Origin of the sequence: Micromonospora sp. NPDC047762, from assembly GCF_043204655.1 — a bacterium.
In the GTDB taxonomy this organism is placed as follows: Bacteria; Actinomycetota; Actinomycetes; order Mycobacteriales; family Micromonosporaceae; genus Micromonospora.
Map to the genome: position 1 here is coordinate 196,465 of NZ_JBIDCQ010000002.1, position 24,185 is coordinate 220,649.

A 24,185-nucleotide genomic window follows, 5' to 3' on the forward strand; every position below is an offset into this window, starting at 1 on the left:
TCGGCCACGGGCGCGGCAGGATGGTACGCGTGACGACTCCAGAGGCGACCGGTTACCGCATCGAACGCGACTCGATGGGCGAGGTGGAGGTGCCCGCCGAGGCGCTGTGGCGGGCGCAGACCCAACGTGCGGTGCAGAATTTCCCGATCTCCGGCCGGGGCCTCGAACCGGCCCAGATCAAGGCCCTCGCCCAGATCAAGGGCGCAGCGGCCGAGGTCAACGGTGAGCTGGGCGTGATCGACGCCAACGTGGCCGCCGCGATCGCCGCCGCCGCCGCGCACGTGGCCGACGGTGGTTACGACGACCAGTTCCCGGTGGACGTGTTCCAGACCGGCTCGGGGACCTCGTCGAACATGAACACCAACGAGGTGATCGCGACCCTGGCCACCCGGGAGCTGGGCTCACCGGTGCACCCGAACGACCACGTCAACGCCTCCCAGTCGAGCAACGACGTCTTCCCGTCCTCGATCCACCTGGCGGCCACCCAGTTCATCGTCGAGGATCTGCTGCCGTCGCTGGCCCACCTCGCGTCGGCGTTGGAGGCGAAGGCCGCCGAGTTCGAGACGGTGGTCAAGGCCGGGCGTACCCACCTGATGGACGCCACCCCGGTCACCCTCGGCCAGGAGTTCGGCGGGTACGCCGCCCAGGTCCGCTACGGCATCGAGCGGTTGGAGGGCGCGCTGCCCCGGCTGGCCGAGCTGCCGTTGGGCGGCACCGCCGTCGGAACCGGGATCAACACCCCGCTCGGCTTCGCCGCCGCCGTGATCGACAAGCTGCGCGAGTCGACCGGGTTGCCGCTGAGCGAGGCGCGCAACCACTTCGAGGCGCAGGGCGCGCGAGACGCGCTTGTGGAAACCTCGGGGCAGCTGCGGACCGTGGCGATCGGCCTCTACAAGATCGCCAACGACATCCGCTGGATGGGCTCCGGTCCCCGCGCCGGTCTGCGCGAGCTGCGCATCCCGGACCTCCAGCCCGGCTCGTCGATCATGCCGGGCAAGGTCAACCCGGTGGTCGCCGAGGCGATGCGGCAGGTCTGCGCCCAGGTCGTCGGCAACGACGCGACGGTCGGCTTCGCTGGCTCACAGGGCGACTTCGAGCTGAACGTGATGCTCCCGGTGATGGGCCGCAACCTGCTGGAGTCGATCCGGCTGCTCTCCGCGGTGAGCCGGCTCTTCGCCGACCGGCTGGTGGTCGGCCTGGTCGCGGACGCCGAGGTCTGCCTGGCGTACGCCGAGGGCTCACCGTCGATCGTCACCCCACTCAACCGCTACCTGGGGTACGACGAGGCCGCGTCGATCGCCAAGGAGGCGTTGGCCAAGCAGGCATCGATCCGCGAGGTGGTCATCTCCCGGGGCCACGTCGACTCCGGCAAGCTCACCGAGACCCAACTGGACGAGACGTTGGACCTGCTCCGGATGACCCACCCCTGACCCGTCCTGGCCTGCTCAGTACAGCTGTCGCGGTCTTGCCCAGCCGAGGAAGCGGGTGAAGAGCGCCGCAGGGTCGGGGCCGTCGTGCGGGTTGAGTAGGTACAGGTCGTGAGCCGCCTCGTGCAGCACTGTGCACAGGTAGATGCTCACCCCGATCCGGTCGTGCGCGTACTCCTGCCGCAGAGCAAGTCGAGCGACGGGGCACGGCCAGGGCGCGGCGCAGACCCGGCAGAGCCAGAGTGGGCGCAGCGGCAGGTGCGGCCGGCAGGAGCGTGTGGTGAGCCCGCCCAGGGCGCTCCGGGGCATGGTGGGGTCCTCCTTTGGAGCTGAATCGTTCGTGGCATCACCCCCCGCTCGCGCTGACCGTGTCGCGCTGACCGCGCCGACGGTGCCGCGCTGCGCCGACCGCGCCGACGGTGCCGCGCTGCGCCGACTGCGCTGACCGCTCTGCGCTGCGTTGCTCGTGTCAAGATCGCGCTCGATCCTGGATGTAGTGGCCTTCGCGCGCCAGGAGGCCACTGTTTCCAGGATCGAGCGCGATCTTGGTGGATCGGTCGGCTTCGGTGGGGTCGGGACCGCCCGGCACGGGGGAGCGGGCGGTCCCGCGCGGCGCCGGCAGATCCCGGGGGACGGGGAGCGGTGCCGCACTTCACAGTCTGGTGATCGGGCGACTACGGTCGGAAGGGTTTGGCCGCGTCGTCATAGTCGCCCTGTTCTGGGTGGCACCGCCGCTGGCGGCCGGCTGGAGATGATCGTCGGCGGGGTGGAGGGCGGGCACGGCATGGCCGATGGACAGATGACGGCGGCGGCGTTCCTGATCGCGGAGCTGCGCCGGGCGCGGACTCGGCTCGGCTGGAGTCAGGATGAGCTGGCCAAGGCGGTCAACTACTCGGCGTCGATGGTCAGCGCTGTCGAGCTGGGCCAGCAGGTGCCCACCACCAAGTACCTGGAACTCGTTGACCGGGCCCTCGACACCGGCGGCCTCTTCGGCCGGATGTCCACCGAACTGGTCAGCCTGGACAAGGCTCAGGCCTGGCTGCGCGGTTGGCGTGCGATCCTCGCGGAGGCGCGGGCGCTGCGATGGTTCGACCCGCTGCACGTCCCTGGACTGCTGCAAACCGAAGACTATGCTCGCGCGATCTTCGAATCGGACCGACTGCTCGATGCCGATGAGGTCGAGCGTCGGCTGACGGACCGAATGGACAGCCAGCGGGTCCTCTACGGGGATCGCCCGCCGCATGTGGTCGCGGTGCTTGACGAGTCGGTGCTGAGGCGACGCGTCGGCGGTCGGAAGGTCATGTGCGAGCAGTCTCTGCACCTGGCGCGCTTGGCGACCGAGCATCCGCGGGTTCAGCTCCATGTGGTGCCTCGCTCGGCCGAGGAGTATCCCGGCCTGAACGGGCCATTCATCCTTGCCACCGTGGACGACCATAGCGATCTTGCCTACCTTGGTGGCCAGATCGGCGGCCAGGAACTCGATCGACCTGCGGATCTGTTGCGTCTACAACGGACCTGGGAAGCTACCCTCGGGCAGGCGTTGCCACCGCAGGAGTCGATCGAGTTGCTGAGGGAAGTGGCAGAGTCGTGGAGTTGACCCGAGCCCGGTGGCGTAAGAGCAGCCGGAGTGGTTCCAACGACCAGTGTGTCGAGGTGGCTACGAATCTTGGGGAGGTGGTCGGGGTGCGAGACAGCAAGGACTCGGACGGGCCCGTGCTCGTTGTCGACGCGTACTCCTGGCGGCTCTTCGTGGTCGCGCCCCCGCGCTGACCCGACCGCCTCGCCCGCGACGGCGGTCGGGTTCTCCGCACTACTGGCCCTGGTAAACGGGTCGACGGGGTCGTGAGCGGGACGGATGATCCGGGCCATGGGTGACGATGGCGTGGGTGTGCCGGCGGGGACCGAGCGGCTGCGGTTGCGGCGGCTGACGATTGCCGACGTGGACGTGCTGGTCGAGTTGGACAGCGACCCCGAGGTGATGCGTTTTCTGACCGGCGGCGTCGCGACCCGGCTGGCCACCGTGCGCGACGAGCAGTTGCCGAGGCTGCTGGCCCAGTACGAGAGGTATCCCGGGCTGGGTCGGTGGGCGGCGCATGATCGGCAGTCCGGAGAGTTCCTGGGTTGGTTCGCGTTGGACCCGTCGGCGGACGGCACCGAGGCCGAGTTGGGCTATCGGCTGCGCCGCTCGACGTGGGGGCGGGGGCTGGCCACCGAGGGGTCGCGGGCGCTGGTCCGGTACGCCTTCGACACCGTCGGGGTGCGTCGGGTCTGGGCCGAGACGATGACTGTCAACGAACGCTCCCGGCGGGTGATGGTGAAGGCCGGGTTGCACTACGTGCGGACCTTCCACCTCCAGTGGGATCACCCGATTCCGGGCACCGAGCAGGGCGAGGTGGAGTACGAGGTGCGGGCCGAGGAGTGGGCGACCGTCGGTCAGGAGCGGCCGGCGGCCCGGCGGGCGCGGTAGGCGGTCACTGCGGCGCGGTTGCCGCAGCCGGCCTCGCAGAACCGCCGGGAGCGGTTGCGGGACAGGTCGACGACGACGTTGTCGCAGTCCGGGTATTCGCAGATCCGCAATCGGCTCAGCTCGCCGCTACGGACCAGGTCGGCCATCGCCATGGCGGCCTCGACCGCGATCCGGGTGGCCAGCGGCGCGTCGCGGGGAACGGCGTGCAGGTGGTACGGCTCGTCGTCGTGCTCGATGAGCTGGGGCAGCGCCTTGTGTTCCAGCAGCAGGCCGTTGACCACAGCGACGATCTCGGGTGGTTCGGCGTGCCAGATGCGGCGCAGTTGGGGCCGCAGTTCCCGTACGGCGCGCAGCTCGGCCTCGGTGTGCTCGTGCCGGCCACTGTAGGAGTGGCGGACGAAGAACGCGTCCAGCGCCGCGATGTCGGGCAGCAACTCACCGTCCCGACCTGCGGTGTTGACCAGCGCCGCGGCGGCGATCAGCGAACATTCGGTGTCATGAGCGAATAGCAACTTGACTCCTGTCACGGCTCCCGCCTAGCGTCATCAGCACAAGGATAGTTTGCTCATGACACGGTGCCCATTGCGAGGAGCGCGACATGCACTCTCGACCTGCTGCCGGCGTCGGACTGGCGCTGCTCGCCGCAGTCACCTTCGCCACCTCCGGAACCTTCGCCCGTTCGCTCATCGAGGCCGGCTGGTCAGCCGAGTCCGCGGTGATCGCCCGCGTCGGCGTGGCCGCCCTGGTGCTGGCGATCCCCGCCCTGCTGTCGCTGCGGGGCAAATGGGACGCGCTGCGGAGCAACGCCACCGCCATCGGGCTGTTCGGGCTCCTCGGTGTGGGCCTGGCCCAGGTGTGCTTCTTCAACGCCGTGCGCTACCTGCCGGTCGGTGTCGCGCTGCTGCTGGAATACCTGGGCATCATCCTCGTCGTGGCCTGGATGTGGCTGCGGCACGGGCAGCCGCCACGCCGACTCACCATCGCCGGGTCGGTGGCCGCGCTGGCCGGGCTGGCGTTCGTGCTCGACCTCGCCGGCACCGCCGACTTCCACCCGGTGGGCGTGCTCTGGGGGCTGGGCGCGGCGTTCGGCCTGGCCGGATACTTCGTGCTCGCCGGCAGGGTCGACCCCCGGCTGCCCTCGGTCGCCATGGCCAGCGGCGGAATGGCCGTCGGCGCCGCCATGCTGCTCCTCATCGGGCTGACCGGCCTGCTGCCGCTGCATGCCACCTTCGGCGAGGTCACCTTCGCCGGGCAGCCCACCAGCTGGTTGGTGCCCATCGCCGGGCTGTCGCTGGTTGCCGCCGTCATCGCGTACCTCGCCGGCATCGCCGGCACCCGGATCCTCGGGCCCCGCCTGTCGTCGTTCCTCGGGCTGACCGAGGTGCTCTTCGCGGTGCTGATCGCCTGGCTGTTCCTGAACGAGCTGCCCACCGGCTGGCAGTTGTTCGGCGGTGCGCTGATCGTCGCCGGCGTCGCCTTGGTACGCCTCGACGAACTGCGGGAGTCGCCCTCGACGCCCGCCCCGGTCACGCCCGAGCCCGAGCTGGCGCTTGACGGTCGGTGACCTCGGCGGGCCGCTGGCTGCCGCTGCCGCTGGCTTGCGCTGCCGGTGGCTTGCGCTGCCGCTGGCTTGCGCTGACGGTGAGAGGGTGGGTGTCGTGCTGACCACTGTGGTGTTCGACGCTGACGAAACGCTTCTGGACCTGCGTCCGGCGGTCACGGGCGGGCTGGTGGCGGTCCTCGACGAGATGAGACGACGGACATCGGCGGCGGCCGGGGTGACGCTTGCCGAACTGGAGTCGGACTGGGGCGCGGTCTTCGGCGAGCTGAAGGCCGCCCCGGTGGCGGAGATCCGGCGCGCCGCACTGGCCCGGTCGCTGGCCCGCGCTGCGCTCGTCCACCACCTGGACGAGATAACAGACCTCTTCTTCGCCCAGCGCTTCGCCCTCACCCGCCCGTTTCCGGACGTACCACCGGCGCTGGCCACGCTGCGGGGCCGGTACACGCTGGGCTTCGCCACCAACGGCAACAGCCGAGCCGAACGGTGCGGACTCAGCGGCGAGTTCGCCTTCGAGCTGTACGCGCACGAGAACGGCCTGCCCAAGAAGCCGGCCCCGGAGTTCTACGCCGCGGTGGTCGCGGCGGCCGGGGTGCCAGCCGGACAGATCGTGTACGTCGGCGACTCATGGGAGCACGACGTGGTGGCGCCTCGCCGGGCCGGCCTGCGGTCGGTGTGGCTGAACCGACTCGGCCTGCCTCGCCCGCCCGGCTGCCCACCCGACGCCGAAGTATCCGGCATGGCCGAGCTGCCGGCCGCGCTCGCGAACCTGGGTGTCGACGCGGTAGGCGTGTAGGTCGAGCCGGCGGGCGCAAGTATGTGCGGCCTGTGTCTGTGCGGCCTGTGTCTGTGCGGCCTGCGTCTGTACGGCCTGCCTGTGTGGCCGGGGTGCGGCCCGAACTGGCGTGATTCACGGCCATAACGGGCGTTCATCTGGCGCGATGCGGATCGGTGTTGTGTGATGGCTGGCACGTCCCTCAACGAGAGGATCCGATGTGGTGAGCAAGCGCTTCACCGCCCGTACGGTCGCGACCGCGGCTGTGCTGGCACTTACGGCTACGGGGTTGGGTGTGCCGGCCAACGCCGCGCCGAGCGATTCCCGGACCTTCACCGTCGTCGCCGAGGATGGTGTCGCCACCGACACGGCCGTCGCCGCGATCCGGGCGGCTGGCGGCACTGTGGTGTCCCGGTCCGATGAGGTCGGCATGTTCCAGGTCAGCAGCGACCGGGCCGACTTCGCGGCCAGGGCGACCGCCGCGCCGACGTTGATCGGTGCCGCCGAGCAGAAGGCCATCGGCCGCAAGCCGAAGCTGGACCGGGTCGAGCAGGAGCACCTGCTGGCCGCTGCCGGTGCTCGTGCCGGTGCTGCCGGTGCTGCCAAGAAGGGCGCCAAGCTCGATCCGCTCGACGACAAGCTCTGGGGCCTGGAGATGATCCGGGCCGACAAGGCCCGCAAGATCGAGCCGGGCGACCGTCGGGTGACCGTCGGCGTACTGGACACCGGCGTCGACGCCAGCAACCCGGACATCGCGCCGAACTTCAACTGGTCGCTGTCGCGCAACTTCGCGCCTGACCTGACCGACGTGGACGGCCCCTGCGAGGTGCCGAGCTGCCTCGACCCGGTCGGCACCGACGACGGCGGGCACGGCACCCACGTGGCCGGCACCATCGGCGCCGCGGCCAATGGCTTCGGACTCTCCGGCGTCGCCCCGAACGTCTCGCTGGTCGAGCTCAAGGGGGGCCAGGACTCCGGCTACTTCTTCCTCGACCCGGTCGTCAACGCTCTGGTCTACGCCGGCCGCTCCGGGATCGACGTGGTCAACATGTCGTTCTATGTCGACCCGTGGCTCTACAACTGCACCGCCAACCCGGCCGACTCCCCCGAGGACCAGGCCGAGCAGCGGGCCATCATCAAGGCGATGAAGCGGGCGCTGGTCTTCGCGCACAACAAGGGCGTGACCCTCGTCGGTGCGCTCGGCAACAACAACGAGGACCTGGGTGCACCGCGCACCGATGTCTCGAGCCCCGACTACGGCGCCGACCCGTACCCCCGACCGATCGACAACGAGAGCTGCTGGGACCTCCCCACCGAGGGCCCGCACGTGATCGGCGTGTCGTCGGTCGGCCCGTCCGGCAAGAAGTCGGACTTCTCCAACTACGGCACCGAGCAGATCTCGGTCGCCGCGCCGGGAGGCTGGTTCCGGGACGGCTTCGGCACCGACACCTTCCGTACCGACGCCAACATGATCCTCTCCTCGTACCCGAAGCACGTGCTTCAGGAGGAAGAATCGGTCGACGCCGACGGCAACATCGTCCCCGGCTTCGAGAATTCGGTCTTCAAGCAGTGCAAGGCCAACGGTGAGTGCGGCTACTACACGTACCTCCAGGGCACTTCGATGGCGTCCCCGCACGCTGCCGGTGTCGCCGCGCTGATCGTCAGCCGGTACGGCAAGGCGCAGGGTCGGAATGACTTCGGGATGTCGCCGGACCAGGTCGAGCAGCACCTCTACCGCACGGCCGCCGAGCACGCGTGCCCGGAGCCGCGCCTCCAGCAGTACCGCAACGAGGGCCGGGACGAGACCTACGATGCGTACTGCGCCGGTGGGGTCAACTTCAACGGCTTCTACGGCTACGGGATCGTCGACGCCTACGCGGCGGTGAAGACCCCGCTCAAGCCGAACGCCCGCCCGTAGCGCACATCGCACTGCGGTGGCCCAACCGCCACCGCGCCCCGGGGCCCGGTCGACACGTCGTCGACCGGGCCTCGGGTCGTCCATGCCTGCGATCACGGGCCGTCGCCCGACGAGCGGCGATGATCGACTCGGTTTCCTGGAAGGTGCGGTGTTGGTGCCTGAAGGATGGCGCGGTTTCCAGGAACCCGAGTTGATCCTGGTCATTTGGACGATCCCTGTCGCCAGCCTCGGCTGACCAGCGCGTCGCGTACCTCTCGAAGCACCGCTGGGAACTCACCGTGCAGCCGCCGACTGGTCACGTGCAGAACCAGCCAACCCGCGGTGACAAGCTGATTGAGCCGACGGCGATCGCGGTGCAGTTGCTCCACGCCGGAGTGCCACTTTCCGTCGTACTCCACCGCCACCCGATATTGCGGCCAGGCCAGATCGGGATGCAGAACAAGTCCGGTGGGCAGGCGCACCGGATGTTGAACCGCCGGGCGCGGCAGCCCACCCAACACCAACCGGACGCGCAGCTGGGATTCCGGCGGAGACTCGGCTCCACCGTCGGCCAGGTCAAACACCCAGCGCGCTCGTCGGCCACCGGGGCGGTCAGCGTTGCGGGCAGCCATGGTGTTGAGCGTGTCGCGGTCGGCAAGCCCCTGACCGAGCAGCGAGTCGACGATGGCGACCGCCCGGATCGGGTCGAGCCAGACAGCCGTCTCCCAGGCGGCCCGCCCGGGATCGGACCGGGGGATCGGGAGGTCCCGCTCCCTGGTCATGGGCGGACTGGCCGCCGCCCATTCATTGCCCGGGCCGGCCACGACCAAGCCCCCTGCTCCGACGGACACGGCGGCCGGGCGGGACAGCTGCCGTGCTGGGCGTGGTGACCTTCCGCCGGCAGGTGAGCGGCCCACTCCCGTAGGTCGCGCTGCATCACGTGGACTTCCCGCGCTCGGCGGTCGTCCTGCGTCTGGCCGGTTCCCTGGGGTCGACGGACAGCTCGCTTCTGGCGGTCGTCCTGCGTCTGGTGGTCGTCTTGTGCCTGCCGGTCGTCGCGTGGTTGACGCCGTCGGCTCAGCGGTCTCGTTCGCCGTCAGTGGAGTGACGGCGTTGACGTGCACGCGGAGGCCGCGCTGTGAGCCGACCCGTAACGATCGGGGTACGAGGACGTGGACGTCGTCGGTGAAGCTCGCGGCGTGTTGGACGCCGTGCAGGTAGGCGGCCGACGGACCGCCGACCACCACGCCGGGCGGTAGTCGGAGGAGGGCGGCGCGACACGCGAGGGCGTGGTCCCGATCCAACCGCGCATCGGCGTAGATGTCGTGGCGCACCCGCACCCAGGCAGAGTTGCGCAACTGATGTTCGGTGAGCAGGCCGCCTCGGACAGCGTCGGAGCCGCGGAAGACCTGCCAGGTCAGGGCATCGGGGCGATGCGGACGTGGGGGCATGCCACGCAGCCTGCCGACCACCGACTGGCCACCGAAACCCCTGTGGACAACCGGGCCCGGGGGTGCCGCCGGCCCTGTGGACAACCACGAATCCGCCAGCCAATCGTGCTATGGCTGCGGCCAGTGCGGCCGACCAATCAGGCATTCGAGCCGCCGACGGGAGGTGATCCACTCGCGTTCCTGAAATTCGGGCGGTCGCTGGCTCTGGGACACCGCGACTTCCGTGAACCCGAGTTGATCAAGCCGCGGGGACGGGGCAGGCGGCGGTGCGGCGGGCGCGCCGCGGGGCGGTGAGGGCGCGCGGCGGGGCGGTGAGGGCGCGCGGCGGGGCGGTGAGGGCGCGCGGCGGGGCGGTGAGGGCGCGCGGCGGGGCGGTGAGGGCGCGCGGCGGTGCGGTAAGGGCGCGCGGTGGGGGCGCGCGGCGGTCAGGCGTCAGCTGAGGGCGGTGGCGATCGCGCGGGCGGCGGCCAGCACCTCAGGGCCGATGGAGTCGACGTCCAGCGGGGCGAGCGCGACCACGCCGACGCTGGCCTCCAGGCCGGGTACGCCGAGCACCGGTGCGGCCACCCCGTACGCCCCGGCCTGCAACTCTCCGCTGCTGCTGAGCGGCTCGGCCACGCCGGCGCGACCGGCGAGGATCGCCCGTCCGGCCGCCCCCCGATCCAGTGGGTGTCGTGCCCCGGCCCGGTACGCGACGTGGAACGACGTCCAGCTCGGCTCGACCACGGCCAGGGCGACGCCCTCGCCACCTTCGACGACGGTCAGGTGTGCGGTCGCGCCGGCCTGCTCGGCGAGGCGGCGTAGCGCGGGCAGCGCACCCTCGGCGAGCAGCGGCTGGGCCCGCCGGGCCAGATGCAGCAACCCGGCACCGAGGCGCAGCCGACCGTCTCCGTCGCGACGCAGCATGCCGTGCCCGGTCAGCGCAGTGACCAGTCGGTAGACGGCAGCCCGGCCGATGCCGAGCCGATTCGCTGCCTCGGTGACGGTCAGACCGCCGGAGACCTCGGCGACCAGGTGCAGCAGCCGCAACCCCCGGTCCAGCGTCTGCGACGTCTCCCCGCCCCGCCCCGCAACCACATCGGCCGGCCGCACGCCAGCCTCAGCGCGCCCGTGGGCCGGGTCGGCCGGCCGCACGCCAGCCTCGGGCCGCCCGTGGGCCGCGTCAGCCCGCCCCACGCCAGCCTCGGGCCGCCCGTGGGCCGCGTCGGGCGAGCCGGAGGCCCGCCCGGGGGCGGCGCCGGACCGCCCTCCACCTGCGCCGGCCGATCCGAAGGTCGCGTCGGTCGGCCCGGAAGCCCGGTGGAGGGCCGGGTCGGCGGGGGTGGTGGGGTTGGCTGGCGGGTCACCGGAGCCACCGGAGCGTGCGGTCGCATCCACGCCTGGCAGCGTACGACCCGGCACCGGCGGACCCGGACAGGCACGGACAGCTACCCTTGTACGGTGACGCTACGCCTGTATGACACCGCCACCCGATCGGTGCGGGACTTCGTCCCGCGGGAAGCCGGCAAGGTGGGGGTCTACCTGTGTGGTCTCACCCTTCAGGCTCCACCGCATATCGGTCACCTTCGCTCCGGCGTCAACTATGACGTCCTGCGCCGTTGGCTGTTGGCCGCCGGCTACGAGGTCACCTTCATTCGCAACCTGACCGACATCGACGACAAGATCCTGGTCAAGGCCGGCGAGCAGGGTCGTCCGTTCTGGTCGATCGCGTACGCCAACGAGTTGCTGCTCGCCGAGTCGTACCGGTCGTTGAACGTGCTGGCGCCCACCTACGAGCCGCGCGCCACCGGGCACATTCCCGAGATGCACGAGCTGATCACGAAGTTGATCGCCGACGGGCACGCGTACCCGGCGAGTGACGGCTCCGGCGACGTCTACTTCGACGTGGCGTCCTGGCCGGCGTACGGGTCGCTGTCGGGCCAGTCCCCGGACGCCATGCAGTCCGCTGGGGACGCCCCGGATCGGGGCAAGCGGGATCCGCGCGACTTCGCGCTGTGGAAGGGTGCCAAACCGGACGAGCCGGCGGACGCGTACTGGCCTTCACCGTGGGGTCTGGGCCGTCCGGGCTGGCACATCGAGTGCTCGGCGATGTGCTGGCGCTACCTCGGCCCGGAGTTCGACATTCACGGCGGTGGCCTGGATCTGACGTTCCCGCACCACGAGAACGAGATCGCCCAGTCCCAGGCGGCCGGGTTGCCGTTCGCCCGCTACTGGGTGCACCACGGGCTGCTGAGCATCGGCGGGGCCAAGATGGGCAAGTCCGCCGGCAACGCGCTGGGCCTGGCGTACGTGGACTCGCTCGGGGTGCGGCCGGTGGAGCTGCGCTACTACTACGCCGCCGCGCACTACCGCTCGCTGATCGACTACTCGGAGGATTCGCTGCGCGACGCGGCCACCGCGTACCGGCGGATCGAGGGTTTCGTGCAGCGGGCCGCCGAGCGGGTCGGCGCCGGGCAGGTCGGTGAGCTGCCCGCCGGCTTCGTCGCGGCGATGGACGACGACCTCAACACGTCCGCCGCCTTGGCCGTGCTGCAACAGCACATTCGGGACGGCAACACCGCGCTGGGCGTCGGCGACGATGTGACCGTCCGCACCACGCTGGCCGTGGTGCGGGCAATGCTGGATATTCTCGGGATCGACCCCCTCGACCCGGCCTGGACCGGCGGCGGCCGATCGGACGATCTTCGTGCCGTGGTGGACTCCCTGATCGCGCTGGCCCTGGAGCAGCGTGCGCAGGCGCGGGGCCGCAAGGACTGGGCTGCCGCGGACGCCGTGCGTGACCAGCTCAAGCTGGCGGGCGTGGTGGTCGAGGACACCCCCCAGGGCCCCCGTTGGACTATTGGAGAGCAGGACTGATGGCCGGCAACTCGCAGCGCCGTGGCCGGCGACTGACGTCGAAGGCAGGCGCCCCCAAGGGCACCGGCGGCAAGAACAAGGACTCGTTGGCCGGGCGGGGTCGCACCCTGCCCGCGGACGAGCGGCCGTGGCACAAGGGCTACTCGGGCACCGAGAAGCTGCCCCAGCGCACCGCCTGGAAGCAGGACAAGGAGCGCCGGGCAGCGGCCGAGGAGGGGCGCGCCCCGAAGATCGGTCAGCCCGGCTCCAAGGACACCACCTGGGGCAGGGGCGGCGGTCGGGGCGTACCGGTGGGCCGGGGTGCTGCCACCGGCGGACGGGGCGGCAAGCCCACTGGGCGGTCCGGCCCCCGGGTCGCGCCGGGGCGCAAGTCCAACCCGTCCAAGGACACCCCGGAGCTGTTGGTCGGGCGTAACCCGGTGCTGGAGGCGCTGCGCGCCAACGTGCCGGCGACGGCGCTCTACACGGCCCAGGGCATCGACATGGACGACCGGGTCAACGAGATCATCCGGACCGCGGCCGACCGGGGCATCGCCAACCTGGAGATCAGCCGCGCCGAGTTGGACCGGATGACCGGCGGGGTGCTGCACCAGGGCGTCGGTCTGCAGGTGCCGCCCTTCGCGTACCAGCCGTTCGAGGACATGGTCGCCGCTGCCCTGGAGCAGCAGGCCCCGCTGCTGGTCGCGCTGGACGGTGTCACCGACCCGCGCAACCTGGGCGCCGTGATCCGTTCGGCTGCCGCGTTCGGCGCGCAGGGTGTCTTCGTACCCGAGCGTCGTGCCGCTGGGATCACCGCGACCGCCTGGCGGACCAGCGCCGGCGCGGCCGCGCGGGTGCCGGTGGCGCAGGTGACCAACCTGACCCGGTCGCTGAAGGCGTGCCGGGACGCCGGCTTCATGGTCGTCGGCCTGGACGCCGACGGCGACACCGACCTCTACAACCTGGAGGCCGCCGTCGGTCCGCTGGTGGTGGTGGTCGGTTCCGAGGGGCGCGGTCTTTCCCGCCTGGTCGGGGAGACCTGCGACCTGACCGTCAGCATCCCGATGATCTCCGAGGTCGAGTCGCTCAACGCCAGTGTGGCGGCGGCGGTCGCCCTGGCCGAGGTCGCCCGTCGGCGCTCCGTCGAGCTGTAGCGCACGTCGAACGAAGGCCCCCTCCCGCCGGTAGCGGGAGGGGGCCTTCGTTGTCAGGCGCTCAGGCGGGCTGAAGAACCGTTGTCGGTACGACGAAGGGGCGGCCCGCCGAAGCGGACCGCCCCTGTCGGTACGGCGTTACGTCAGATCCGGCCACCGGTGGCGGCGTGGAAGACGTGGCTGCGACCGGCAACCGGCTTGACGAACACGGTGTCACCCATGTTCGGCATGTTGCGCCGGTCGGTGCGGACGACGAAGCGCTCCGAGTTGCCACCCAGAGCGGCGTGACCGTAGACGTTGGCGTCCGAGCCGAGGTCCTCGACCAGCTCGACAACCACCGGCATGCCGCCCTCGGTCGGGCTGACCAGCTCGCAGTCCTCCGGACGGAAGCCCACGGTGACCTTGCCGTCGCCACCCTCGGCGCGGGCCGCCTCGACCTGCTCGCGGGTCAGCGGGATCTGCAGCTCGGCGAACTCGGCGCCCCGCTCGTTCAGCGGAACGGTCTTGATGTTCATGGCGGGCGAGCCCATGAAGCCGGCGACGAACACGTTGGCCGGGGTGTCGTAGAGCGCCCGCGGGGTGTCCACCTGCTGGAGAACACCGTCGAGCAGCACCGCGACCCGGTGACCCATGGTCATGGCCTCGACCTGGTCGTGCGTGACGTAGACAGTGGTGACGCCCAGCTTGGCCTGCAGGGACGCGATCTGGGTACGGGTCTGCACGCGGAGCTTGGCGTCGAGGTTCGACAGCGGCTCGTCCATGAGGAAGACCTGCGGCTCGCGGACGATCGCCCGGCCCATCGCGACACGCTGACGCTGACCACCGGAGAGCGCCTTCGGCTTACGGCTGAGGTACTCCTCAAGCTGGAGCAGCCCGGCCGCCTCCTTGACCCGCCGGTCGATCTCCGACTTGGAGGTCTTGCGGAGCTTGAGGGCGAACGCCATGTTCTCGTACACCGTCATGTGCGGGTAGAGGGCGTAGTTCTGGAAGACCATCGCGATGTCGCGGGCCTTCGGGGGGAGGTGAGTGACGTCACGCTGGTCGATGTAGATCGAACCGGCGTCCACGTCCTCCAGGCCGGCGAGCATCCGCAGGCTGGTGGACTTACCGCAACCGGAGGGGCCGACCAGGACGAGGAACTCCCCGTCGCCGATCTCAAGGTCCAGCTCGTTGACGGCGGGACGCTCTTGGCCCGGGTAGACCCGGGATGCCTTGGAATAGGTGACCGTAGCCATGGTGAAGCGCTTCCTTTCACCGGCAGGAACGTGCCGGACGATCCGAGTGAAGGAGCAACCGGCACGTGTCCGTGCCGGTCATCGGACGGCGCTCGGTCGCGGGGGCGCCCGGTCGTCGTCCGTGTGTGAACCGTAAACGCGTTTCCCCCTGCTGCCAAGGCGGGGGGCCGCCGAGCCCACCAGTCGGGCTACGCATTCCGGTCACTCGGGCACGGTCAGACATCAATCGACGCCGTGGCAAACGAGTCTGCGTCGGGTTGTTGACGATTCCCGTGCTCGGGAGGCCTCGCGATCGGGATTACCGGAGATCAGTCGCTATGCTGACCTCGACGCGCGCGCCCCTGTAGCTCAGCTGGCCAGAGCACTCGCCTTGTAAGCGAGATGTCGCCGGTTCGATCCCGGCCGGGGGCTCCAATTACATCAGACCTTTCCGATTGGCGCTGCTGTGCCTCTGCCGGTTGCCCGAGGGGCAACCGGACCTCGACCAAGTTCGCTATCGTGCCTCCGTCCCGCCATCAGGCGGCGGTCAACGGGGGAATTACAATGAGACAGAGCACCACTGTGCTCATGCTGGCTCTGACGAGCGGTCTGTTCTTTGCTGCCGGCTGCACTCCGGCGACTGAGCCCACGTCCACCGACGAACCGGTTCAGGCCACCGCCACCGCCGCGCCGTCCCCGACGCCCGACGTCCGCGCTGAACTGGTCGCGGCATTGCAGCGGTCGCATGGGGCTGCCCACCGGTACGCAGTGCGCGGCAACCTGCCCGAAGGGCAGAAGGTCAACGGCACGGGTGCCTTCGACCCGAAGAAGCGCCGTTTCCAGACCACGATCTCGGTCACCGGCGGGAAGTACCCGTCGGCGGGGAGCCGGATCGTGATTGGCAACGACAGTTACGTGCGGCCGTCCGACGACAAGGACTGGGTGCACGTCGATCTGAAGCGAGTGAAGCGCGACGACCCCTTCCTCCGCTTCGACTGGGTCGACCCGACCGGCCTGAAGGCGTTCACCTCGTCGATCGCCTCGGTGGACCGCGTCGACCCGCATACCTACACGGGCCGTTTCGACCCCACCGGCAAGGACGCCACATCGTTCCTCCCCGTGGGTGCACCGAGCATCGTCTCGATCGGCATACGTCTGTCGCCGTTCACGATCACCACCAACGACCAGGGTTGGGTCACCTCGATCAAGGTGGAGCTGAGCCCCAGCGAAGGCCCGAAACTGACGCTGACCACCACCATGAAAGATCACGGAAAGTCCTTGAAGATCAACGCGCCGGCACGCGCTGGTGAGGCCGCCGACTTCTACTACCGCAAGTGACAGCTCGGCCGTTCCGGCCCGACCGGACGGCGCGGTGCCCGACGGTAACCTGGGGCCGGAGCAGCGCGGAGCGGGGCGGGGACAGATGAGTCGGGCGGTGGAGGAGTCAAACCGGGCGATGCTGCGCGCCCGGGACGCGATGGACAGGGCGTACGCCGAGCCTCTGGACATCCCCGCGTTGGCCCGGATCGCGCACGTCTCGCAGGCGCACTTCATCCGTACCTTCCGGGCCACCTTCGGTGAGACCCCGCACCGCTACCTGCAACGCCGCCGGGTGGAGCGGGCGATGTCGTTGCTGCTGGACACCGACCGGGACGTGACGGACATCTGTTACGCCGTCGGCTTTGGCAGCCTGGGCACGTTCAGCCGGACGTTCCGGCAGATCGTCGGGGAGTCGCCCTCGGATTTCCGGCGTCAGCGCGTCGCGCCGGCCAACGTGCCGTCGTGCTTCACCAAAGCCTGGACCCGACCAAGCAGTTTTGGATAAGCAGCAGGTCAGGGGCTACGTCTAGCGTCATGGGCATGACGATGAACGCGATCAGCCGCTCCCAGATCTACGTCCTCGACCAGGACGCCGCGCTTGACTTCTACGTCAACAAGCTCGGCATGGAGGTCAACACCGACCAGGACCTCGGCTTCATGCGGTGGCTCACTGTCAACCTGCCCGGCGACCCGGAGCGCGAGATCCTGTTGGAGAAGCCCGGCCCGCCCGCGCTGGACCCGGCCACCGCCGAGCAGGTCCGGGAGCTGCTCACCAAGGGTGCCCTCGGCGGGTACCTCTTCATGACCACTGACGACGCCCGCAAGACGCACGAGGATCTTGTGGCGAAGGGCGTCGAGATCACGGACGAGCCGACCGAGCGCCCGTACGGGATCGACTTCGGCATCCGGGACCCGTTCGGCAACCGGATCCGCATCGGCCAGATGTTCCCCCGGGCGTAGAGGGCGTGCGATCAGCCGGGCTGCGGCGTTAGGACCGGGAGGTACGGGGTCGAACTCGTACCTCCCGTTGTGTTGAGGTGGGGTCATGGTGACCCGACTGCTGTACCTGACCCGACATGCCGAGCAGGATCTCTCCGAGCCGAGTGGGCCGGACGCCGGCGAACCGGATACCGGCCTGTCGGAGCGCGGCCGGCGGCAGGCCACCCTGCTGGGCGAACGCCTGGGGGCCCGGCGGTTCGCCGCCGTCCACCACGGGCCGCTGCGCCGGGCCGCGCAGACCGCCGAGCTGGTCGCCAAGTCGCTGCCCGATGTTCCGGTGTACGAGACGGAGCTGGCCGGCGACCACCTCCCACACGACACGGACCCGGCTGGGCTGCCGCCCGCGTACGCCGAGTTCCTGACGCAGTTCTCGGCGGCCGAGCGGGCCGACGGGCCGCGAGTGACGGCGGACGCGGTGCGACGGTTCGCCGGCCCGGTCGCCGAGGGACCCGCCGGCGGCGAACCGGTCCGCGAACCGGTCCGCGAGCTGGTCGTGACGCACAGTTTCCTGATCGCCTGGCTGGTGCGGCACGCCCTCGACGCGCCGAAGTGGCGCTGGCTGGGCTTGAACGCGCACAACGCGGGGCTGACCGTCATCCGGTACAGCGCGGCCGGCCCGCCGAATCTGATCGCCGTCAACGACGTGGCCCACCTACCGCCGGAGCTGCGGGGCACCGGCCTGCCCCCGGACTATCTGATTTAGGCCGCGGTGGTCCGCAGGAGCAGCTTGACCACCGCCTGGGTGGCAGGCGGTGGCGGCTCGTCGGTCGGGCAGTCGACGTACGCGGTGTCGTTGCCGGCCACGGTGAGGCGGTAGTTCATCACGTCCGCGCAGTTGGTCGCGGTGGTGGGTCGCTGCGCCTCGCTGGCGAGCCGGGGGTCGGCGGTCAGGCCCGCGAGGGTGGCCTGATCGGCAGGTGAGAGCCGGCCGTTGCGCCGACTGCCGGCCCGGTCCGTCACGGTCCACCTACCGTCCGGCTCGACCGCGATGGAGTCACCGCGCCCGGCGAAGCCACCGGAGATTCGCAACGTCACTCGGGGGGCCGCAGCGCTGGCCCCGGCGCTTGCCGTGGGGGCGGCGGTCGGGGGCGGAGCGCCGGTGGTCGGAGCGGACAGGTTCGTGCCGGGGCTGTTCGGCGGCTGGTCAGGGGTGCTACCGGCCCGGTCAGCGCTGGTGCAGCCAGCCAGGAGCGCGAGCAGTAGGGCGAACGTGACGCCGGCTGTCGAGGCGGGTCTCATGTCCGTCGGACGTGCTGGGGCAGGTACTGGTTCCCTCGTCAAGCCACTCATCCGAACGGTCAATGTAGATGTCTGACATCGGTTCGGGCCTTCTCTTTTCTTCAACACATAGCTATATGTACATGCGTGACTACCTCCGTCACATCCTTCTCCTCCCAGGAGCGCACGTGAAAAGAGCTCTTGCCGCCGTCAGCGCAGTGCTGCTCACCAGCGGCCTGCTGACCTGCGTCATCACCCCGGCGCACGCGGCCCCGCCCACCTCTCCCGCGCCGGACGCCTCCGCCGCGGCCCGAGCGGCAACCGTCCTACGAGCGAACCCCGGCGCCGTCCAGGGCTCGAGCGCCGAGTCCTACCAGGTGCGCAGCACCAAGATCGACCCCAGCGGCGCGGCCCACACCCGCTACACCAGGACCTACCAGGGCCTGCGGGTGTACGGCGGTGACTTCGTCATCCACACCGCGCCGAACGGCACGTACGCCGGCAGTTCGGTCGGGTTGGCCGCGCCGCTGACCCTCGCCACCTCGGCCAGGACCACCGCGGCGGCCGCGAAGAAGGCCGCCAGCGCCCGGTTCGCCGGTAAGGCCGAGGCGGTGGGCACGCCGGAACTGTTCGTGGACGCCAGTTCCGGGCAGGGTCGACTGGCCTGGGAGACAGTGGTCAGCGGGTGGCAGCCCGACGGGCAGACCCCGTCCCGGCTGCACGTGATCACCGACGCCACCACCGGCGCGACCGTCGGGTCGTACGACGAGATCGAATCGGTGGTCGGCAGCGGCCAGGGCATCTACACCGGCGCGGTCAGCATCGACACGACGCTCTCCGGCAGCACGTACCAGATGATCGACCCGTTGCGCGGCAACGGCCGCACCTGTGACATGAACAACGGCACGTCGAGCTGCACCACCTTCACCGACGCCGACAACGCCTGGGGCACCGGAGCCACCTCCAGTCGGCAGTCCGCCGCGGTGGACGCGCACTTCGGCGCCGCCAAGACGTTCGACTACTTCAAGAACACGCACGGCCGTAACGGCATCTTCGGCAACGGCAGCGGCGTGCCGAGCCGGGTGCACTACGGCAACAACTACGTCAACGCCTTCTGGGACGGCGCCCAGATGACCTACGGTGACGGCTCGGGCAACTCCCGCCCCCTGGTCTCGCTGGACGTGGCTGGGCACGAGATGAGCCACGGTGTCACCGAGGCGCTGGCCGGCCTGGTCTACTCCGGCGAATCCGGCGGCCTCAACGAGGCCACCAGCGACATCTTCGGCAACATGGTGGAGTTCTACGCCGCCGCGCCGAGCGACCCGGGCGACTACCAGGTCGGTGAGAAGATCAACATCAACAACAACGGCACGCCGCTGCGCTACATGTACAACCCGTCGTTGGACGGCTCGTCCGACAGTTGCTGGTCCACCAGCACCAAGAACAAGGACGTGCACTACTCCTCCGGCGTGGCAAACCACTTCTTCTTCAACCTGGCCGAGGGCACCGGCGCCACCTCGTACGGCACCTCCCCGGTCTGCGGTTCCGCCCCCGCGGTGACCGGCATCGGCCGGGCCAAGGCCGAGAAGATCTGGTACCGGGCGCTTGACGTCTACTTCACCTCCAACACGTCGTACGTCAGCACCAGCAACCCGGCGAACACCGCCCGCGCCTACAGCCTGCGGGCGGCCACCGACCTGTACGGCAGCTGCTCCACCGAGTACAAGGCCGTGCAGGCAGCCTGGACCGCGGTGAACGTGGCCGGCAGCGACTCCGCCTGCTCGACCGGCAACGACTTCTCGGTGTCGCTCTCGCCGACCGCCGGTTCGGTCAACCCGGGCAGCTCCGCCGCCACCACCGTGTCGACCGCCACCACCAGTGGCTCGGCGCAGACGGTGACGTTCTCCGCGTCCGGCCTGCCCAGCGGGGCGAGCGCCGCGTTCAGCCCCGCCTCGGTGACCTCGGGCGGCTCTTCCACCCTCACCATCAGCACGTCGGCGAGCACGCCGCCGGGCACCTACTCGGTCACAGTGAACGGAGCGGGCGCGGTCACCCGCAGCGCCACCTACTCGTTGACCGTGAACGGCACCGGTGGCGGTTGCACCGCGCCGGGGCAGAAGCTGGCCAACCCGGGCTTCGAATCCGGCGCGACCGGCTGGACGGCAAGCTCCGGCGTCATCACCAACTCCAGCAGCCAGGCAGCCCGCACCGGGTCGTACAAGGCGTGGCTGAACGGGTACGGCAGCACCCGCACCGAGACGCTCGCCCAGTCGGTGAGCCTGCCGGCCGGCTGCTCGTCGTACGCCCTCAGCTTCTGGTTGCACATCGACTCCGCCGAGACCACCAGCAGCGTCGCCTACGACAAGCTCAACGTGCAGGTGCTCAACTCGAGCGGAACCGTTCTGGCCACCCTGGCGACCTACTCGAACCTGAACAAGGCCACCGGCTACAGCCAGAAGTCCTTCTCGCTGGCGTCGTACGCCGGTCAGACTGTCAGCCTGAAGTTCACGGGCGTGGAGGACTCCTCGCTCCAGACGTCGTTCGTGGTCGACGACACCGCGATCAACGTCTCCTGACCTGACGGCTCACGCGCGGGCCCGACGGCCACCCCTCACGGTGGTCGTCGGGCTCGCGTCGTTATGGTCGCGGCAGCGGGGGCGACGACGCTGGCGGGCAGATCGGCGGCGCCGCACAGGTGACGCCGGGAAGGGGCCGATGTGTCGGACGCGGAGTTGACAGTCGAGGTGACCGGGCCGGTCGCCACCGTCGTCATCAGCAACCCGGCCCGGCGCAACGCCATGACCGCGGCCATGTGGCGTCAGCTCCCCGAACTGCTCGACCGGCTGGAGCCTGACCCGGCCGTACGGTCGTTGGTGCTCACCGGTGCCGGTGACGCCTTCTGCGCGGGCGCGGACCTCGGTGACCTGGCCGAGTTGCTGGACGCCGGTGACGCCAGCATCGCGGTGGCCGCCGAGGAACGGCTGGCCCGGTTCGGCAAGCCGACGATCGCGACCATCCGGGGTGCCTGCGTCGGTGGTGGGGCACAGCTCGCGGTCGCCTGCGACCTGCGGATCGCCGCGGACGACGCCCGTTTCGGCGTACCGCCGGCCCGGCTCGGGCTTGTCTATCCGGCGCCGACGACACGCCGGCTGGCCCGGCTCGTCGGCCCGTCCGCCGCCAAGCACCTCCTGTTCACCGCCGAACTGGTCGACGCTGAGCGCGCCCTGCGGATCGGCCTGGTCGACGAGGTGCTGCCGGCCGACCGGCTCGCCGCACGGGTGGACGAGCTGACCGCGACGATCGCCATGCGGTCCCCGCTGAGCATCGCCGCCGCCAAGGAGATCATCGACGATCGCGCCGAGCCCGCGCGGATCGCCTGGTGGCACCGGAAGGTGACGACGACCGGCGAGGCCCGGGAAGGGGTCGCGGCGGTGACCGAGCGGCGTACGCCCCGCTTCGCCTGGCAGCCCCCGACCGACGCCTGAGTCGGCAGGGTTTCGGCCGCCGTCGTCGATGGGTAGATCCCCTCCACGCGGTGATCGGGGGACCACTATGGACGAGACGGCGACGAATCCGGACCGGAGCGGCCGGCGACTTCGTCTGATTCTTGGGTTCGTGCTGCTGCCCGCAGTGGTCGGCGCGCTCGCGGTCGGTGTCGCGATGGGTGGCCAGAACACCGGCATCTTCGACGGTGACCCGCCGGGGTGGGCCAGCAACCTGGGGCTCGTCCTGGTGATCCTCGGAGTCATCGTCGAGATAGCCGCGATCGTCTGGGCCGTACGGACCGGCCGCTACCGGGCTACCCGGCGGTCGCCACTGTTGGCGCTGAGTTGGTCGCACCGCCGACGGCTGGCGCGCCAGGTTCGACGCGGCACACCCGAGGCGGACGAAGACCCGGCCCTTCTCGTGGAGACGGCCCGAGAGTTCGCCGGCCAGCGCTGGTTCGTGCTGCTGGTCGCCGGGTTGGCGATGACGAGCGTCGGTCAGGCATTCCTGGCGTTCGCACCATTCTTCGCGGTTCTCGGTGGGTTGCTGCTGGTGCTCTGGGTGGTGCTGATCGTGTCGGTCGTCCGCAACGCCCGTCGGGGCGAGGCGTTCCTGCGCGCCCACCCGGATCTGCGCGGACGGTAGCCGTAACCCACTCCCACCCATCGCAACATCTCGATCCCGGGTATCCGGGACTCAGGCCGGTACGGCAGGCTGTCCGTCGTGCAGCGTGATCAGTTGCTTGCGGGCCGCTACCGGCTCCTCGAGCGCCTCGGCAGTGGCGGCATGTCGGCGGTGCATCGGGCGTACGACGAGGTGCTCGAGCGCGACGTGGCGGTGAAGGTGCTGGTCGCCTCGGACACCGACGCCCGGCAGCGGATCCGGGGCGAGGCCAAGGCCGCGGCTCGGCTGTCGCATCCGCACGTCACCAGCGTCTACGACTACGGCGAGTCGGTGGTGGACGGTGCCGAGGTCCCGTTCGTGGTGATGGAGTTGCTCGGCGGTCACACAGTGGAGCGCCGGTTGGTGGTCGGGCCGTTGCCCCCGCGCGCCGGTCTGCGGGTGTGTGCCGAGGTGGCTTCGGCGCTCGCCGCAGCGCACGACCAGGGGTTGGTGCACCGCGACATCAAGCCGGCCAACGTGATGCTCACGCCGACCGGTGCGAAGGTGCTCGACTTCGGGATCGCGGCAGCCGTCGGCGCGCCGGAGATCGACTTCGAGGGGCGGCTGATGGGCACACCGGCGTACCTGGCGCCGGAGCGGTTGCAGGCTGGCGAGGTGCGGCCGGCCAGCGACGTGTACGCCCTCGGCCTGCTGCTGTACCGGGTGCTCACCGGCCGGTTGCCGTGGCCGGCCGAGGCGCAGACCCGGATGCTCCGCGCGCACACGCCCGTCGAACCGGACCCACTGCCCGCGATCGACGGCGTGCCGCCCGAGGTGCACCGGCTCTACCGCTGGTGCCTGGCCGCCGACCCCGCCGATCGGCCACCGGCCACCGACGCGGCCCGCATACTGCTCGCCGCCGCCAGCGGGGCCGCCCCCGAGGCGGCTGCCGCCGCCCAACCAGCGGCCGACGTAACCAAGCAGACCGGCCCTACCAGCACCGAGCAGACGAGCCCCGAGCAGACGAGCCCCGAGCAGACCAGCCCCGAGCAGACCAGCCCCGAGCAGACCAGCCCCGAGCAGACCGCCACCGGGCCGACCAGAGCCAGGCCGGAGGGTGCCCGCACGACGGGTGATTCGGCGGTGCGGATGAGGCGCGGGCCGTGGCGTCGGGGGCGAGCCATTCTGACGGTCGCCGGGGCCGTGATCGCCGCCGTGGCGCTCGCCGGGCCGCTCGGTGACTTCAGCAATCGACAGGGACAGAGCGCCGCGCCGACCAGCAGCGGCCCCGGCACCACCACGGTGGGGATGCCCCGCACCGAGGACCCGACCGACGCGGCCGATGCCGGACCGGCCGTCGTGCCGACGACCAGGAGAAGCTCGCCCGCCACCCGGACCAGCTCTCCGGCCGGTCAGGGCGTGACAGCGGTCCCGGGCCCGACGACCACCACCGCCGGACCGCCCCCGACCCCGGCCGCGCCGACCCCGACACCTGGCGTCGGCGTACCGGTCGACGCGCTGGGCGGGACGGTCACCGCCCGCTGCGTGGGGAAGTCGGTCGAGGTGCTCACCGTGGTGCTCGCACCCGGTTTCCGGGCCGAGGGGTACGACCCGGGGCCGGCACAGCAGATCGTGGTCGAGCTGACCTCCCCGGAACACCGCAGCGAGATCAGGGTTCATTGCCCCAACGGCCAGTTGAGGTCGAAGGTCAAGGAACGCGCCGCCTGATCGGGGGCCGGCGGGTGCCGCGCCCGGGTCGTACCCGGGACGCGGCCCCCCGT

At 70.6% G+C, this 24,185-nt stretch carries 23 protein-coding genes and 1 tRNA gene; 18 read left to right on the forward strand and 6 right to left on the reverse strand.

Annotation, left to right across the window (positions count from 1 at the left end; translation table 11 throughout):
* The first annotated feature begins 20 nt into the window (after window positions 1-20).
* Window positions 21-1,430 (forward strand): class II fumarate hydratase, encoded by a 1,410-nt coding sequence (locus ACGF3C_RS06410; RefSeq protein WP_357226466.1) that lies wholly within the window; start codon window positions 21-23, stop codon window positions 1,428-1,430.
* Window positions 1,431-1,445: 15 nt separating this feature from the next.
* Here the strand turns inward: ACGF3C_RS06410 and ACGF3C_RS06415 are convergent, their stop codons facing one another.
* The gene (locus ACGF3C_RS06415; protein ID WP_393219429.1) at window positions 1,446-1,736 is read right to left on the reverse strand and encodes a hypothetical protein; all 291 of its coding nucleotides are present in this window, start codon (window positions 1,734-1,736) and stop codon (window positions 1,446-1,448) included.
* 475 nt (window positions 1,737-2,211) lie between these two features.
* On the opposite strand from ACGF3C_RS06415, the gene ACGF3C_RS06420 reads away from it, so the two are divergent.
* The 3 genes from ACGF3C_RS06420 (at window position 2,212) to ACGF3C_RS06430 (ending at window position 3,894) form a co-directional block, all read left to right on the forward strand.
* The gene (locus ACGF3C_RS06420) at window positions 2,212-3,024 is read left to right on the forward strand and encodes a helix-turn-helix transcriptional regulator (protein ID WP_357226493.1); all 813 of its coding nucleotides are present in this window, start codon (window positions 2,212-2,214) and stop codon (window positions 3,022-3,024) included.
* A complete protein-coding gene (locus ACGF3C_RS06425) occupies window positions 3,015-3,197 on the forward strand; it encodes a DUF397 domain-containing protein (protein ID WP_354940258.1) in 183 nt (60 codons plus the stop codon). Before ACGF3C_RS06420 ends, ACGF3C_RS06425 begins: the two co-directional genes overlap by 10 nt.
* A 97-nt stretch (window positions 3,198-3,294) precedes the next feature.
* Window positions 3,295-3,894 (forward strand): GNAT family N-acetyltransferase, encoded by a 600-nt coding sequence (locus tag ACGF3C_RS06430; protein WP_357226473.1) that lies wholly within the window; start codon window positions 3,295-3,297, stop codon window positions 3,892-3,894.
* On the opposite strand, the gene ACGF3C_RS06435 is transcribed toward ACGF3C_RS06430, so the two are convergent.
* Window positions 3,861-4,406: a CGNR zinc finger domain-containing protein gene (locus ACGF3C_RS06435; protein ID WP_355005906.1), complete on the reverse strand. Its 546-nt coding sequence runs from the start codon at window positions 4,404-4,406 to the stop codon at window positions 3,861-3,863. The genes ACGF3C_RS06430 and ACGF3C_RS06435 overlap by 34 nt on opposite strands.
* An 86-nt stretch (window positions 4,407-4,492) precedes the next feature.
* Between ACGF3C_RS06435 and ACGF3C_RS06440 the strand changes: the two genes are divergently transcribed.
* The 3 genes from ACGF3C_RS06440 to ACGF3C_RS06450 all read left to right on the forward strand — a co-directional run bounded on the left by ACGF3C_RS06440 (window position 4,493) and on the right by ACGF3C_RS06450 (window position 8,145).
* Entirely contained in the window at window positions 4,493-5,458 is a 966-nt protein-coding gene (locus ACGF3C_RS06440) for a DMT family transporter (protein ID WP_357226478.1), read from the forward strand.
* A gap of 94 nt (window positions 5,459-5,552) precedes the next feature.
* Window positions 5,553-6,248 carry an HAD family hydrolase gene (locus ACGF3C_RS06445; RefSeq protein ID WP_357226496.1) on the forward strand — a complete coding sequence of 232 codons (696 nt, stop codon included), beginning with the start codon at window positions 5,553-5,555 and terminating at the stop codon, window positions 6,246-6,248.
* A gap of 202 nt (window positions 6,249-6,450) precedes the next feature.
* Window positions 6,451-8,145, forward strand: a complete 1,695-nt coding sequence (locus ACGF3C_RS06450) for a S8 family serine peptidase (RefSeq protein ID WP_393219431.1) — start codon at window positions 6,451-6,453, stop codon at window positions 8,143-8,145.
* A 200-nt stretch (window positions 8,146-8,345) separates the two neighbouring features.
* Here ACGF3C_RS06450 and ACGF3C_RS06455 read toward each other — a convergent pair whose 3' ends face one another.
* Together ACGF3C_RS06455 and ACGF3C_RS06460 are read right to left on the reverse strand one after the other, a co-directional pair.
* A complete protein-coding gene (locus tag ACGF3C_RS06455; protein WP_357226486.1) occupies window positions 8,346-8,906 on the reverse strand; it encodes a hypothetical protein in 561 nt (186 codons plus the stop codon).
* A gap of 1,101 nt (window positions 8,907-10,007) precedes the next feature.
* Window positions 10,008-10,667 (reverse strand): helix-turn-helix domain-containing protein, encoded by a 660-nt coding sequence (locus ACGF3C_RS06460; RefSeq protein ID WP_357226499.1) that lies wholly within the window; start codon window positions 10,665-10,667, stop codon window positions 10,008-10,010.
* 348 nt (window positions 10,668-11,015) lie between these two features.
* Between ACGF3C_RS06460 and cysS the strand changes: the two genes are divergently transcribed.
* Together cysS and rlmB are read left to right on the forward strand one after the other, a co-directional pair.
* Complete coding sequence (gene cysS / locus ACGF3C_RS06465; RefSeq protein WP_393219434.1) at window positions 11,016-12,431, forward strand: cysteine--tRNA ligase; 1,416 nt, start codon at window positions 11,016-11,018, stop codon at window positions 12,429-12,431.
* Window positions 12,431-13,564 carry a 23S rRNA (guanosine(2251)-2'-O)-methyltransferase RlmB gene (gene rlmB, locus ACGF3C_RS06470; RefSeq protein ID WP_357193874.1) on the forward strand — a complete coding sequence of 378 codons (1,134 nt, stop codon included), beginning with the start codon at window positions 12,431-12,433 and terminating at the stop codon, window positions 13,562-13,564. Before cysS ends, rlmB begins: the two co-directional genes overlap by 1 nt.
* 143 nt (window positions 13,565-13,707) lie before the next feature.
* Here rlmB and ACGF3C_RS06475 read toward each other — a convergent pair whose 3' ends face one another.
* Window positions 13,708-14,799: an ABC transporter ATP-binding protein gene (locus ACGF3C_RS06475; protein WP_091403085.1), complete on the reverse strand. Its 1,092-nt coding sequence runs from the start codon at window positions 14,797-14,799 to the stop codon at window positions 13,708-13,710.
* Window positions 14,800-15,136: 337 nt separating this feature from the next.
* Here ACGF3C_RS06475 and ACGF3C_RS06480 point away from each other — a divergent pair.
* The 5 genes from ACGF3C_RS06480 to ACGF3C_RS06500 all read left to right on the forward strand — a co-directional run bounded on the left by ACGF3C_RS06480 (window position 15,137) and on the right by ACGF3C_RS06500 (window position 17,800).
* Window positions 15,137-15,213: transfer RNA gene (locus ACGF3C_RS06480), tRNA-Thr, on the forward strand.
* A 129-nt stretch (window positions 15,214-15,342) separates the two neighbouring features.
* Window positions 15,343-16,116 (forward strand): hypothetical protein, encoded by a 774-nt coding sequence (locus tag ACGF3C_RS06485; RefSeq protein WP_393219439.1) that lies wholly within the window; start codon window positions 15,343-15,345, stop codon window positions 16,114-16,116.
* An 85-nt stretch (window positions 16,117-16,201) separates the two neighbouring features.
* Window positions 16,202-16,603, forward strand: a complete 402-nt coding sequence (locus tag ACGF3C_RS06490) for an AraC family transcriptional regulator (protein WP_357234989.1) — start codon at window positions 16,202-16,204, stop codon at window positions 16,601-16,603.
* A gap of 35 nt (window positions 16,604-16,638) precedes the next feature.
* Window positions 16,639-17,058, forward strand: a complete 420-nt coding sequence (locus ACGF3C_RS06495) for a VOC family protein (protein ID WP_088952055.1) — start codon at window positions 16,639-16,641, stop codon at window positions 17,056-17,058.
* Between the two features lie 85 nt (window positions 17,059-17,143).
* Window positions 17,144-17,800, forward strand: a complete 657-nt coding sequence (locus ACGF3C_RS06500; protein WP_393219443.1) for a histidine phosphatase family protein — start codon at window positions 17,144-17,146, stop codon at window positions 17,798-17,800.
* Here ACGF3C_RS06500 and ACGF3C_RS06505 read toward each other — a convergent pair.
* Window positions 17,797-18,336 carry a hypothetical protein gene (locus ACGF3C_RS06505; RefSeq protein WP_393219446.1) on the reverse strand — a complete coding sequence of 180 codons (540 nt, stop codon included), beginning with the start codon at window positions 18,334-18,336 and terminating at the stop codon, window positions 17,797-17,799. The two genes, ACGF3C_RS06500 and ACGF3C_RS06505, sit on opposite strands and share 4 nt — an antisense overlap.
* A 167-nt stretch (window positions 18,337-18,503) precedes the next feature.
* On the opposite strand from ACGF3C_RS06505, the gene ACGF3C_RS06510 reads away from it, so the two are divergent.
* The 4 genes from ACGF3C_RS06510 to ACGF3C_RS06525 all read left to right on the forward strand — a co-directional run bounded on the left by ACGF3C_RS06510 (window position 18,504) and on the right by ACGF3C_RS06525 (window position 24,132).
* A complete protein-coding gene (locus tag ACGF3C_RS06510; protein ID WP_393219449.1) occupies window positions 18,504-20,891 on the forward strand; it encodes a M4 family metallopeptidase in 2,388 nt (795 codons plus the stop codon).
* A gap of 141 nt (window positions 20,892-21,032) precedes the next feature.
* A complete protein-coding gene (locus ACGF3C_RS06515) occupies window positions 21,033-21,800 on the forward strand; it encodes an enoyl-CoA hydratase/isomerase family protein (RefSeq protein WP_357231775.1) in 768 nt (255 codons plus the stop codon).
* A gap of 130 nt (window positions 21,801-21,930) precedes the next feature.
* Complete coding sequence (locus ACGF3C_RS06520; protein ID WP_357231778.1) at window positions 21,931-22,446, forward strand: hypothetical protein; 516 nt, start codon at window positions 21,931-21,933, stop codon at window positions 22,444-22,446.
* Between the two features lie 78 nt (window positions 22,447-22,524).
* Window positions 22,525-24,132: a serine/threonine-protein kinase gene (locus ACGF3C_RS06525; protein ID WP_393219453.1), complete on the forward strand. Its 1,608-nt coding sequence runs from the start codon at window positions 22,525-22,527 to the stop codon at window positions 24,130-24,132.
* The last annotated feature ends 53 nt before the right edge of the window (window positions 24,133-24,185 follow it).

Coding starts and splice junctions, on each gene's coding strand:
- ACGF3C_RS06410 (WP_357226466.1), top strand. CDS start 21: ATGGTACGCGTGACGACTCCAGAGGCGACCGGTTACCGCATCGAACGC.
- ACGF3C_RS06415 (WP_393219429.1), bottom strand. CDS start 1,736: ATGCCCCGGAGCGCCCTGGGCGGGCTCACCACACGCTCCTGCCGGCCG.
- ACGF3C_RS06420 (WP_357226493.1), top strand. CDS start 2,212: ATGGCCGATGGACAGATGACGGCGGCGGCGTTCCTGATCGCGGAGCTG.
- ACGF3C_RS06430 (WP_357226473.1), top strand. CDS start 3,295: ATGGGTGACGATGGCGTGGGTGTGCCGGCGGGGACCGAGCGGCTGCGG.
- ACGF3C_RS06440 (WP_357226478.1), top strand. CDS start 4,493: ATGCACTCTCGACCTGCTGCCGGCGTCGGACTGGCGCTGCTCGCCGCA.
- ACGF3C_RS06455 (WP_357226486.1), bottom strand. CDS start 8,906: ATGACCAGGGAGCGGGACCTCCCGATCCCCCGGTCCGATCCCGGGCGG.
- rlmB (WP_357193874.1), top strand. CDS start 12,431: ATGGCCGGCAACTCGCAGCGCCGTGGCCGGCGACTGACGTCGAAGGCA.
- ACGF3C_RS06475 (WP_091403085.1), bottom strand. CDS start 14,799: ATGGCTACGGTCACCTATTCCAAGGCATCCCGGGTCTACCCGGGCCAA.
- ACGF3C_RS06485 (WP_393219439.1), top strand. CDS start 15,343: ATGAGACAGAGCACCACTGTGCTCATGCTGGCTCTGACGAGCGGTCTG.
- ACGF3C_RS06490 (WP_357234989.1), top strand. CDS start 16,202: ATGAGTCGGGCGGTGGAGGAGTCAAACCGGGCGATGCTGCGCGCCCGG.
- ACGF3C_RS06495 (WP_088952055.1), top strand. CDS start 16,639: ATGACGATGAACGCGATCAGCCGCTCCCAGATCTACGTCCTCGACCAG.
- ACGF3C_RS06500 (WP_393219443.1), top strand. CDS start 17,144: ATGGTGACCCGACTGCTGTACCTGACCCGACATGCCGAGCAGGATCTC.
- ACGF3C_RS06505 (WP_393219446.1), bottom strand. CDS start 18,336: ATGAGACCCGCCTCGACAGCCGGCGTCACGTTCGCCCTACTGCTCGCG.